The organism is Sporomusa sp., assembly GCF_035561155.1.
Classification (GTDB): domain Bacteria; phylum Bacillota; class Negativicutes; order Sporomusales; family Sporomusaceae; genus Sporomusa.
In genome coordinates, this window is sequence record NZ_DATMYD010000115.1 from 1 (window position 1) to 13,115 (window position 13,115).

General features: G+C 41.8%; 9 protein-coding genes and 1 pseudogene. 9 read left to right on the forward strand and 1 reads right to left on the reverse strand.

The window, feature by feature from the left end; all coding sequences use genetic code 11:
• Window positions 1-181: 181 nt before the first annotated feature.
• Entirely contained in the window at window positions 182-2,092 is a 1,911-nt protein-coding gene (locus VN447_RS15785) for a sigma 54-interacting transcriptional regulator (RefSeq protein ID WP_325526304.1), read from the reverse strand.
• 354 nt (window positions 2,093-2,446) lie between these two features.
• Here VN447_RS15785 and dapA point away from each other — a divergent pair, with 354 nt between their 5' ends.
• The 9 genes and pseudogenes from dapA to VN447_RS15830 all read left to right on the forward strand — a co-directional run bounded on the left by dapA (window position 2,447) and on the right by VN447_RS15830 (window position 12,912).
• Window positions 2,447-3,364, forward strand: coding sequence for a 4-hydroxy-tetrahydrodipicolinate synthase (gene dapA, locus VN447_RS15790; protein ID WP_325526305.1), 918 nt, complete (start codon window positions 2,447-2,449; stop codon window positions 3,362-3,364).
• Between the two features lie 28 nt (window positions 3,365-3,392).
• Window positions 3,393-4,283, forward strand: a pseudogene (gene garR / locus VN447_RS15795) (2-hydroxy-3-oxopropionate reductase); the annotation flags it as partial.
• Window positions 4,284-4,400: 117 nt separating this feature from the next.
• Window positions 4,401-5,741, forward strand: coding sequence for an MFS transporter (locus tag VN447_RS15800; protein WP_325526306.1), 1,341 nt, complete (start codon window positions 4,401-4,403; stop codon window positions 5,739-5,741).
• Between the two features lie 52 nt (window positions 5,742-5,793).
• Window positions 5,794-7,101, forward strand: a complete 1,308-nt coding sequence (locus VN447_RS15805; protein ID WP_325526307.1) for a lactate racemase domain-containing protein — start codon at window positions 5,794-5,796, stop codon at window positions 7,099-7,101.
• A gap of 61 nt (window positions 7,102-7,162) precedes the next feature.
• Window positions 7,163-8,689, forward strand: a complete 1,527-nt coding sequence (gene garD / locus VN447_RS15810; RefSeq protein ID WP_325526308.1) for a galactarate dehydratase — start codon at window positions 7,163-7,165, stop codon at window positions 8,687-8,689.
• Between the two features lie 232 nt (window positions 8,690-8,921).
• Window positions 8,922-9,359, forward strand: coding sequence for a PPC domain-containing DNA-binding protein (locus VN447_RS15815; protein ID WP_325526309.1), 438 nt, complete (start codon window positions 8,922-8,924; stop codon window positions 9,357-9,359).
• Between the two features lie 309 nt (window positions 9,360-9,668).
• Window positions 9,669-10,934 (forward strand): nickel-dependent lactate racemase, encoded by a 1,266-nt coding sequence (gene larA / locus VN447_RS15820; RefSeq protein ID WP_325526310.1) that lies wholly within the window; start codon window positions 9,669-9,671, stop codon window positions 10,932-10,934.
• A 156-nt stretch (window positions 10,935-11,090) separates the two neighbouring features.
• Window positions 11,091-11,864, forward strand: coding sequence for a polysaccharide deacetylase family protein (locus VN447_RS15825; protein WP_325526311.1), 774 nt, complete (start codon window positions 11,091-11,093; stop codon window positions 11,862-11,864).
• A 229-nt stretch (window positions 11,865-12,093) separates the two neighbouring features.
• Window positions 12,094-12,912: an RMD1 family protein gene (locus VN447_RS15830; protein ID WP_325526312.1), complete on the forward strand. Its 819-nt coding sequence runs from the start codon at window positions 12,094-12,096 to the stop codon at window positions 12,910-12,912.
• Window positions 12,913-13,115: the final 203 nt, after the last annotated feature.

Here is a 13,115-nt window from a genome sequence, read left to right on the forward strand (position 1 = left end):
GCTGGCTAATTGTTCCGGAAAGATATCTCTCTACAAAATGAATCTTCTCTTCTGGAGTTAATTTCGTTTTAAATGACATAAAAACTCCCCCCATAGTCGACAATCTATTTTTTCATTGTCTCCTATAAGGGGAGCATATCAGAATATCGATCTAACCGGCTTTCTCTTTTAAGTGATGATTTCAATAGGCTTTCATTACTTGTATATTGTACGATCTTAGTTTTTTATAAAGTGTAGTTCTATCCATGTTTAGCATATGAGCGGTGCGGGAGATATTCGATTTGCACTCGGCTAACGCTTCGATTATTCTGTCTTTTTCCGATGTCGCTGAGGAAGAAACTGGGGGATTGCAGATATTAGCGGTATGCTTTCTATCCCAATATTTTCTTACAACGCTATCTGTAATTATTTTTTCGTTGGCTATTATCACTAGTCTCTCAATAAAATACATGAATTCTCGCACGTTTCCTGGCCAATGATGTTCGTCTAGACATTCGTAGGCTGCAGGGCTAAAGTCGAGATTTTTATTATATTTCTTTTTGAATAACTCGACAAAATGAAGGGCGAGAAGCTTAACGTCACCACTTCTTTCACGTAATGGCGGCAAATCTAATGTCAATAATTTTAACCTGTAGAATAAATCTTGTCTAAATAGGTTCTCGCTAATTAACTCTACAAGGTTTTTGTTGGTCGCTGCAATGATCCTTACATCTACAGGGATAACTTTGTCATCACCTAGGCGCATGACTTGTTTTTCTTGCAATACCCTTAGAAGACGATTTTGCCCGTACTTATCCATTTCAGATATCTCATCTAGAAAGATTGTTCCGCGATGGGCCATTTCAAATAGACCTTGCTTGCCCTTTTTATTGGCACCGGTAAATGCTCCCTCTACGTAGCCAAACAACTCACTTTCAAGTAAGTTTGAAGGCAAAGCAGCGCAATTAATAGCAACAAATGGTCCGTTTCTTCTTTGACTGTTATTGTGGATGCTTTGCGCGAATAATTCCTTGCCTGTCCCTGATTCTCCATAGATTAATACAGTGGCGTCGATAGGGGCTATTTCTTGAGCAATTCTTTTGCTCTCAACTACCTCCGGTGAACTGCCAATGATGTTTTTAAATTGGTATTTGGCGACGAACTTTCTAGCCAGAACGTCATTACGGATTTTGGTCTCGATTTCTTGAACACGGGTGATATCTTGGAAGGTTATAATGGCTCCTGTAATTATTCGGTCAACGATTATGGGAGCAATATTAAAACTCAACCAACAGTTATTTACCTGAGTCGTTTGCCCAATAAATTCCTGCCCGCTCTGTAAACATGGGTTAAGGTTAATAAAGCTGAGGATTGTGTCCGCGTTTTTGCCTAGGGTTTCCTTAGCGGGGAGATTAAGCAATCGTTCTGCTGTAGGATTGAAGACTTTAATAATTCTTTCTTGATTTACACTAATAATACCATCTGAGGAGAAGTCGACTAGTGCCTTAAATTCCTGTGCGTACTCTTTCTCGATTTTTCGAGCCAATACGATCTTCTTTGCCTCAAAAAGTGCTGTCTTTATAGAATAATCTCCCGATTTTACCAGTAGTGTTTTTATTCCCTTTCGTGCAGCTAAAAGTACCGATCGTCTGCCGCCTGCGACAACGTCCACGGTATTGCTGTCAATTTCCTCGTTTTTGGTAGAAATATCATTCATATTATTTAAGGGTAGAATTGTTAAATTAATTCCTAAAATATTAGAAAGAACTTCAATGTCATGGGTCATGTTCCTGAACGCTACCATGGCGAGCTTGGGGGCGGGAAGACCTGTAATTTTTTTTGCCTCGTGAAATAACTGAGCAAGATCTTGCCCAGTTATGGGAATCTCAACAACGGGGATTCGTATATTCGAATCGATAATAGATGTTGCTGTTCCGCCCCTACATACGATGACATCAACATCTTCATTCTGAAGGCGTTGAGCGAGAGTAATGGCTCTTTTTAGTCTGGCCAAGTAGATATCAATTTTTTGTTCTAAGCCAAGGTCTTTAATTATTCTTTTACCCTGTAAATACAGTTGCTTGTCTGGTGCGATAAAAGCAATTTTAGACATAGTACATACCTCATACGTTACTTATATAGCTGTACTTGTATTGTATAATCTTTGCACAACGAGTTCAACAACAATTGTTGTTGAGTTAACAACGGTTTTTGGATTAAGGCTATTTTAGTTTTCAGTAATTTCAGGGATTTTGCACTTGGCACGGTTTTTGCAATAACATGATAGCGGGTTATTGTAATAGGCGTATATATCTTTTTCCAGCAGGATTAGTAGCATATAGTGAGCCATGACCCTCCATGTGGGGCCGCTATACTAGTATCTTTTTGAAAAGTCGCGGGCCACAATAGCTATGATGGTTTTTAAACGCTTTACCTTAGTAAATAGTTCAAACGAGAGGAGCTTTTCATGGAAGCATGTAACAGAAAAGAAAAGGGGTTTCTGGCGCGAGGGATTATACCTGCCGTAATCACACCTCTAACACCAGCGGGTAAATTCAATGAATCGGCAATGCGTAAGTTGATTAATTATTTGATTGATGGCGGCGTGCATGGACTTTTTGTGGTTGGAACAACAGGTGAGTTTTATGGGCTTACTCCAGAAGAAAAGCGGGAAGTTTTCCAAGTAACCATGGATGAGACTAAAGGAAGAGTTCCGGTTTATGCAGGGACAAATGGAATTACGACTCGGGAGACTGTGATGTTGACGCAGTTGGCCGAAGAATGCAAGATTGATGCAGTATCTGTTTTGACTCCTATGTTCATTACCCCGAATCAGGGGCAGTTGTTCGGACACTTCAAAACGGTTGCGGAAAGCACTTCTCTTCCGGTAGTGCTTTACAATAACCCTCCCAAAACTGGAGTTAATCTTGCTGCTTCAACAGTTGCTAAATTGGCTGAAATATCCAACATTATAAGTATTAAGGATTCGAGCGGTGACTTAACGTTGACTGCTGAATATATTCGCCTCACTCGAGATAGGGATGATTTTAACGTACTAGTGGGTCGCGATACTCTTATCTACGGCGCGCTCTGTTACGGGGCAGCAGGCTCTATTGCTTCTTGCGCCAATGTAGCGCCGAGATTGTGCGCTGATATTTACGATAAGTTTATAGCGGGTGATCTAAAAGGGTCACTAGAGGCTCAATTCACACTAGCACCTCTTCGAATTGCTTTTACCATCGGTACATTCCCGTCTGTAATAAAGGAGTCCCTCACAATGCTAGGTATTGAAGCTGGCCCCTGTATGGATCCGGTAGGCCCGATGACAACTGAAGAGAGGGAAAGTCTTCGCAAGGTTCTAATTGGAATGGGTTTACTAAAATAGATATTTAAATTTATATAAAGAGGAGCCAGATAATATGAAAATCGGTTTTATTGGTCTCGGAATTATGGGCAAGCCTATGAGCAAAAATCTTTTGAAAGCAGGGTATGAGCTAATTGTACTTGATCGCAATACTGCTGTTGTAGAAGAACTTTCTGCACTTGGCGTTACCGTTGCTACTACTCCTAAAGAAGTTGCTGAACAGGTAGAAGTAGTTATAACAATGCTGCCTAATTCACCTCAAGTGAAAGAAGTCGTTCTTGGTGAGAATGGTGTAATTAAGGGTGCAAAACCAGGAACTGTGGTAATCGACATGAGCTCTATCGCTCCTTTGGTCAGCAGGGAAATCGGCGAGAAACTTGCAGAGAAAGGCATTGGATTTTTAGATGCACCGGTGAGCGGCGGAGAACCGAAAGCTATAGATGGAACGCTATCTGTCATGGTTGGTGGTAAACAAGAAGTCTTTGATAAGTATTATGATGTTATGAAAGCTATGGCTGGTTCGGTTGTGCGTACAGGCGAAATCGGTGCGGGCAATGTAACTAAGCTCGCTAACCAGGTAATTGTAGCCCTTAACATTGCAGCTATGTCAGAAGCTCTTGTTCTAGCTGCCAAGGCAGGAGTTGAGCCTGAATTGGTGTACCAGGCCATTCGTGGTGGCTTAGCCGGCAGTACAGTTTTAGATGCCAAGGCACCTTTGGTAATGGACCGTAAGTTTAATCCAGGTTTTAGAATTAATCTTCATATCAAAGATCTTGCTAACGTCCTCGAAACTTCTCATGAAATCGGCGTTCCGTTACCTCTTACCGCTGCCGTTATGGAAATGATGCAGGCCTTAAAGGTTGAGGGTCAGGGCGACAACGATCACGGCAGCTTGGTGAAATATTATGAGAAGCTTGCCAGTGTCGAAGTAAAACGCTAATATTGTGGTTTATTACAGTAATTCATAGCTAGAGGTCCGGGTAAGATGATTCGAACTGAAATATAGGTGCTTAGTAAAGGTTGTAAACAACTTTATTATAAGAATATGGAGGGAATCATGAACAATACACCAATAGGTGAAAAAAAAACCAATATCCGGTATGTTATCTTAGCAATGATATTTATGGTGACAACTTTTAACTATGTTGACCGCGCAACACTATCGATTGCGGCACCAGCTATGGGAAAGGAACTCGGTTTTGATACTGTTGCCATGGGACTGGCCTTTTCTGCCTTCGGCTGGTCATATACCTCTTTGCAAATTCCCGGTGGCTGGGTATTGGATAAGTATGGTGCACGCCTAGTTTATGGTGTGGGGCTAATTTTATGGTCTATTTTTACCTTCTTACAAGGTTTCGTAGGGTATTTTTCATCAGCCTTTGTTGTTCTTTTTGCTCTACGATTCCTGATGGGTGTAGCCGAAACCCCTGCTTTTCCAACAAATAGCAGACTAACGGTAATGTGGTTCCCAACGCATGAACGTGGTTTTGCAACTTCCATCTATCAGTCAGCTCAATATTTTGCCTTAGCCGCATTTACACCATTAATGGCCTGGATTCTTCATGCCTTTAGCTGGCATCATATCTTCTTCTGGGCAGGTGGAATTGGCATCATTTTAGGCATTTTTTGGCTAAAATACGTTAGAGAGCCTAAAAATCATACAGGTGTAAGCCAAGCGGAGCTCGATTATATACAAGCCGGCGGCGGGATATCTAATCTCGGTGACAATAAATCGGAGATAAAATGGGCGCAAGTTCGTAAATTAGTAAACAACCGAATGATGCTTGGCGTTTACCTAGGCCAATTCTGTCTTACAACTATTACTTGGTTTTTCTTAACATGGTTCCCGACATACCTGGTACAAGCGAAAGGTATGTCAATGCTAAAAGTTGGATTTGTAGCCTCTATTCCTGCACTTGCTGGCTTTGTCGGAGGCATGGTTGGTGGACTTTGGTCCGATTGGTTGCTAAAGCGGGGTAAGAGTTTGACAGTTGCCCGTAAAACACCGATTGTCTTAGGCTTGCTCCTTTCAAGCAGTATTATAGCTGCGAATTATGTATCTTCGGAAGCAATCGTTATTGGGGTTATGTCTTTAGCCTTTTTCTCCAAGGGTGTAGGAAACTTAGGTTGGTGTATTGTCAGCGATACTTCTCCAAAAGAATTACTTGGGATCAGCGGCGGGATTTTCAATTTCTTTGGCAATATGGCTAGTATTATAACGCCACTTACCATTGGCTTCATTTTGAAAGCTACCGGCTCTTTTAATGGTGCTTTGCTGTATGTAGGACTGATTGGATTGTTGGGAGCATTCTCATATTTGTTTATTGTTGGTGATGTAAAAAGATTAGAAATAAGTGCTGACAATCCGGTAGAAGCCCCGAATAGCAAGCCTTGCTAATAAAAATAAACATTTCGGAATAGGGTAGAATTAGCTAAAGGGAGGGTTTAAAGTGGAAATCAAAAGAGGCGGGGTTGTCTCGAAACTATTAGAGAATGTTGACATTCCTAAAATGTTTCGAGCAAAACAGATCTTCCCAAGACCAAGAATATTGCCGGAAGATATACTGGGAGTCGTTTTTGCTGAATTATCCCAAGATAAATTCTCCAGTCAAATTAAAAGTGGTATGAATATAGCCATAACCGCTGGAAGCAGAGGAATTGCAAACGTAGATATCATTACGAAAGCGGTCGTAGATTTCGTCAAATCCCGTAACGCACATCCCTTCATTGTCCCAGCGATGGGTAGTCATGGTGGAGCAACTGCAGAAGGTCAACTAGAGCTTTTGGCTGGATATAACATAACTGAGGAAACAATGGGATGCCAAATTAGATCTTGCATGGATACTGTCCTGTTAGGTCATTCAGAGCTCGGCAAGCCCGTCTATTTGGACAAGTTAGCTTACGAATCAGATGGTATCATTGTCTCTTGCCGTTTAAAGCCTCACAACGCATTCCGGGGGCCGTACGAGAGTGGACCTTGTAAGATGATGGCAATTGGACTAGGAAAACAAGCCGGTGCAGAAGTTGTTCACAGCGATGGCATGGGGAAAATTGGTCAGAATATCCCTGCTGCCGCAAAAGTTATCCTGGAAAAAGCTACTATCCTACTTGCAATCCCGTGTATAGAGAATGCATTTGATGAGACCTGTAAAATCGAAGCTATCCATAAAGATGAGATTTTGAAAAGAGAGCCGGAACTCTTAAAATATGCCTTCGAAAATATGCCTAAACTCATAGTTGGCGAAGGTGATGTTCTTATCGTCGATGAGATTGGAAAGAACTACAGCGGAACCGGAGTAGATCCCAATATTACCGGGACATTTTCAACGGATTATGCCTCAGGTGGTGTGAAGGTACAAAGGACGTGTATGTTAGACATCACTGAATGTTCGCATGGAAATGGTTTAGGCACTGGACTGGCTAGTGCAATCACGAAACGCTTATTTGACAAGCTGGATCCAGAAAAAATATATCCTAATTGCCTTACTAGCACTGTATTAAAATCGGCTGGAATTCCAATTGTAGTGGCAACCGATAAAGAGGCTATTCAACTTTGTATCCGAACACTAAATAACGTGGATAAAGATAATGTAAGGATTATTCGCATACCTAATAGCCTTCATATTGAGCATATTATGCTTTCTGAAGCCTATTATGGAGACGTAATTCAAGGAAAGTATGAAGGGCTACATGCAGAAGGGGTACCTGAATATATGGAATTCGATAGTGAAGGAAGCCTTATAACTGCTATTGAGTAAATGAGTAGAGATGAGTTGCCATTTATTTGAGTAACAATTGAGACAGAGAGGATTTACAAATATGGCCAGTAGAACAGATGAGCCCTTATTTATAAAAGTGCATCCGGAAGATAACGTAGCAATCATTGTTAATTGCGGGGGACTACCAGCCGGAACAGAGTTTCCTAGTGGACTTACGTTAATTGAGCATGTTCCTCAAGGGCATAAAGTAGCCTTAAGAGATTTGGCTCAAGATGAGGCAATTATCCGTTATGGTGAAGTCATTGGTTACGCAATACAGCCCATTGCCAAAGGTAGTTGGATAGAAGAGTCATTGGTGGTCATGCCGACAGCTCCGGAATTGGATGACTTACCCTTAGGTAACAAAGTGCCGCCTACACTCCCGCCTCTAGATGGATATACATTCGAAGGATTTCGCAATGAAAACGGCACAGTGGCATCTAAAAATATTCTAGGCATTAGTACAAGTGTTCAATGTGTTGTAGGTGTTCTCGACTATGCCGTTAAGAAGATTAAAGAAGAACTTCTTCCCCAATACCCCAACGTAGATGATGTAGTAGCATTAAAACACAACTACGGATGCGGTGTAGCAATAAATGCGCCCGAAGCAGTTGTACCTATTCGCACTCTCCGCAATCTTGCTATTCACCCTAATTTTGGCGGGGAAGTGATGATTGTAGGGCTGGGCTGTGAGAAGTTATTACCAGAACAGGTTATACCAGTACCTGATAAGGCTAATATCCTATCACTTCAGGATCAACAAGGTTTTACGAACATGGTTCACGTAATCGTGAAAATGGCAGACGAAAGATTAAAGCGGCTTAATGAACGAAAGCGTGTCACCTGTCCTGTTTCTGATCTGGTGATTGGTCTCCAATGTGGCGGCAGTGATGCTTTTTCGGGAGTTACCGCAAATCCGGCGGTAGGCTATGCAGCAGATTTGCTTGTACGTGCCGGGGCAACAGTCATGTTTTCTGAGGTAACCGAAGTTCGGGATGCGATTCACCTCTTAACACCTCGGGTGGTTAATGAGGAAGTGGGGCGGGCTCTTATCCGGGAAATGAAATATTATGACCGGTATTTAGAGCTCGGTGAAGTAGACCGCAGTTCCAATACAGCTCCAGGCAACAAAAAAGGTGGACTGGCCAACATAGTGGAAAAGGCGCTCGGTTCAATAGCCAAGTCTGGCAGTAGCCCAATTTCCGAAGTCTTATCTCCAGGTGAAAGACCAACAGGAAAAGGACTAATTTATGCGGCTACACCGGCTAGTGACTTTATTTGCGGTACACTTCAACTAGCTTCAGGAATTCATGTACAAGTGTTTACCACTGGGCGGGGAACACCTTATGGACTGGCGATGGCGCCGGTGATTAAGGTTTCCACCCGGAATGCTTTGAGAGAGCAGTGGCATGACCTTATAGATGTAAATGCTGGTACAATCGCTACTGGAGAAGCATCAATTGAAGAGGTTGGCTGGGAAATCTTCCGCCTTATTCTGGACGTAGCCAGTGGACGGAAGAAAACTTGGGCGGATCAATGGGGCTTGCACAATGACTTATGCCTGTTCAACCCTGCGCCTGTTACCTGATAGTATTCAGGGCGAATTGGACAACAGAGATACCATAAAAAGGTAGAGTTTTCCTAGTTAAATAATTAGTTTCATTCACCTCTAATATTTTAATTTCAATGAAGATATACCCAAAGTGTAAAGCCGCACTAAGTTGCTTCCCAAAGAACTACCCTTAAAAGCATTAAGCAAGTGGAAACCTTTGGATTATTCCCTCAGGTCCACTTGCTTTCATTTAAAGGAGGTTATACAGATGGAATATTTACGTTTTGGCTCTAAGTTGGTAGTTCGACTGGATAAGAGCGAGGAAATTGTAGAATGTATCAAACGCTTATGCAAAGAAAATAACATCAAGCTGGCAACTGTTTCAGGTATTGGTGCGGTTAACAAAATTAGCATTGGGCTTTTTCGTCAAACGACACAAGAGTATCTTACAAGAGAGATGAGTGGCGATATGGAAATAGCCAGTCTAGTCGGCAATATCAGCCAAATGAACGGGAAAGTGTATGTACATCTGCATATCACTGTAACGGATAGCTCCTATCAAGCTTTTGGGGGGCATTTGAACTGGGGTATTGTCGGTGCTACGAGTGAGATTATTATTGATGTTATCGATGTGGAAGTTGATAGGGAATTTAGTAAAGAAATTGGTCTTAATTTGATAAAGCTCAATCGTACTGAAGGCAATTAATCGCAGCTAACGCCTATATAAGAACTGGATCCAGGAGAATACCCCTCCATAAACTCTTCAACTAAAACTGAAGTGTTTATGGAGGGGTATTCTTTTAATAAATAGCAAGTATGGGCGTCATATTTAAGAACAACTGTCTCGTTGGTGTATTCATCTGTTTCTGTGTTTCCACCATGACATGCCATACATAAATCCCTGCCTAATAGCTGTAGACTATCAGTGCATTTGTTATTGGTATTTTATTCTGTGAAAAATATACGATAAAATAAGAGTATGAAGTTTCTGAATAAATATTGAGAGGTGGTTCGTATGGAAAAAAACTATGCATATAAGTACGGCAAGGGCAAGGTCAGTTTTTCTATTGATACATCTTTAGTAATTGATGAACTTTATATTAAGGATTATCCGGTATTGTCTGATCCGGCAGCAGCAATTAGAGAGGCTATTCGTAACCCGATTGGTTCTAAGCCGTTACAGGATATCGTGAAGCCTGGGGAAACCGTGGCTTTCATTGTCAATGATACAACCCGGGTAGCCAACAGCCATATTTTTATGCCTATATTGCTTGATGAGCTGAATGCGATAGGGGTTCCGGATAAAGACATGCGCATTGTTTTCGCTTTAGGCACCCACCGGTTGATGACCGAAGAGGAGATGGCAGGAGAAGTTGGTCCGGAAGTAGCAAAACGTGTGAAGATGTACAATAGTGATTGCAAGGATAAAAGCCAGTTTGAATACTTGGGAGAGACTTCCTACGGTACACCGGTGTTTATTAATAAACGTGTGACCGAGGTGGATCATATTATATGTACTGGCAGTGTAGTCCATCACTTTTTTGCTGGCTTCGGCGGCGGACGCAAGGCCATTCTTCCCGGTGTTGCCTACTACGAGACTGTTAGGAAAAATCACAGCCTTATGCTCGATTCCAATGCCGTAATTGGTAAACTGGAGGGCAATCCAATCTATCATGACCAGGTAGAGGGAACTGAAATGTGTCGACCTTCATTCTTGCTTAACGTTGTACTTAATGAGAAGAAAGAATTCCTCAAAGTGTTTGCCGGAGACTACATTCAGGCACATCTGGAATGCTGTAAGCTTGTGGATGAAATATACGGGGCCCGGATACAGAAAGAAGCGGACTTAGTTATTGCTTCATGTGGCGGTTTTCCTAAGGATATCAACGTGTACCAGTTACAAAAGACCATGGATAACGCCTGGTGTGCTGTGCGGGAAGGCGGTGTGGTGATTATACTGGGAGAATGCGCTGAAGGTTCTGGTTCAGCGATGTATGAACAGACAATGCAGAACTATAGAACGCCGGAACAAGTGGAAACCGCCATTAGGGCTGATTTCCAAATTGGTGCTCATAAAGCGTATTCGGTCACAAGATTGATGAAAAAAGCCCAGTTTATTTTGATTTCATCTATGGCGCCGGAACTTGCTCAACTGCTACTCTTTACGCCAGCCAGGGACATTGAAGAAGCATTGGAACTGGCCTTCACTAAACTAGGGTCTCAGCCCAGCATCACACTTATGCCGATGGGTAGCCTTACTGTTCCCTTGATCGAAAAGTAGGTAAAGAAAAGGTGTGTACAATACATAATTATAACAAGTGACAGTTAGGTTTATTTGCAGTAGAATAGGGATAGATTAATGAGTAAAATGGATTTTTTACTGTTAGAAAACGCCAAGAAACGCGGTTGTCTTATTATCAGAGGGAGATGTGTTCTTATGATTACCAGACGTCAGTTTATAGCAGGGGGCATTGGTTCGGCGGCGGCCCTGTTAAGTCTGTCTTTGGTTCCTGAATATAAGGTTATCGATCAACTCATTAATAGTATACCTGTCTTGCTATATCATCGCGTTGGTACTGAGACTGATAATTTAACAATCAGCACCAAGCGGTTTGAGCAAGATATGGAAAGCCTATCTCAATCAGGCTATAATACACTGTCACTTGCGCAGGTTAAACAACGTTTACAGGGGCAAAATTCAAAGCTCCCAGACAAGCCGATTATCATCACCTTTGATGATGGCTATTTAGATAATTATAAAAATGCCTTTCCGGTTCTGCAAAAATACTCCATGAAGGCTAGTTTCTATATAATTACGGGAATGATGGGAAATAACGATCGCTTGACTGCAAGTCAAATCCGTGAAATGGAAGCTGCCGGAATGGACTTTGGATCACATACCGTTACACATCGGCAGTTGGCAGAATTAACCCCACAAGAGGTTACAAACGAGCTGAATCAGTCCAAAATTGATTTGGAACAGCTGTTAGGAAAGCCGGTTGACTTCATCGCCTATCCCTGTGGCAGCTATCGGCCGGAAACCATTCAGGCAACTAGCAATGCCGGATATATCGGCGGGTTCTCCACTCAATCTGGATTTGCGATATTTAATAATCATTTCACCATAAGAAGAATCCCGGTTTTTCACTATGATCGCTCGATTGCTTATGTTATGCTGCGCAAAGGGCTGCTAGCAAGTATGCTGGGCTAAAAGTTGAAATCCAACAAATACTAAGCTAACCGCGGCCCGTGGGGGCAGCGGTTAGTTTTTATATTGCTATTCCCTGACTTACTTTCTAATGAAACTTCAGGTATAATATAGAAAAATAATCCCATTTCTTCAATTAGATCACTTTTACTGGCAAAAGTGAAATCTTCTTCAATAAAAGTTACTGTTAGTAATAAAAATAAATGTCGTTATATCAAGTGGGGGAATAACCGTGAATTCTGAGTTTAAGGCAATTGTCTTGTGTAATGAATTAAATCTAAATAAAATCTCTCAACATTTTGGCATCAGTCGCAAGTTTAAGTGGGAAGACTTCCTGGTGCTTAAAGATGAGCATCTGCAAGGTATTGTCAATGAGACAAATCGTAAAATAGTCTATATATTCCACTTTGGCAGTATGGTGTTCATAAATTTTCAGCATCACCAAATCATGGATATTGTCAAATATATAAAAAAGCTGGAACCTGAAATAAACGATGCCAATGTTTTCGCCTATGTTGACGACTACAAACTGGAAATTAATCCTGATGAGCCGCCTGCAATAAATAATGATTATATGATCGTTAGCACTCAAAGCGATTACCAATTGGATATTGTAGCAACAATTTTAGCCAAATCTGCTTCGTTGGACAAAAACGAAATAGAGGTCGATTCATTGCTTGATCGAATAGAGAATGTCGTCAACAATCTAAACCGTGGGGAACTGGGAGTCTCGGACGAAGAACTAGCTAAAATGGCAGCCAGCATTCTTAGTTTCAAACTCAATACCATTTCATATATCATGCTGCTGGATAATCCTGATATTACATGGAATAATGAGGAAGCAGGGGCTTTGTATGATGAACTGTCGGTGTTATTTGAACTGAAAGACCGGTATGAAAAAATTCGTCAAAAAACTGAGATTCTCCTTGATATTACCGAAGCGTTTTCCAATCTGGTACATGCCAAGCGCGGTACACGGCTGGAATGGGCTATTATTATCTTAATTGTTATTGAAATTATTCTGTCACTGGTTGATATGTTTTTCCGGTGATTTATTGCGAGCGCAGAGACGCGGAACGGAAGAGGTCGAGAGAAAATCTCTCGACCTCGTTACATGTGCGCCCAGCATGGGCGCTTACTTGTTGGTGAAAGTCCAATACGGGGGTTGATAGTGCCAACCGTTAGCCTAAGACAAGGGTGTCGCCTGTGAGGGCGAATCTGAAGGAAGTCGGCGGCAAAACTCCGGTCTGAGGA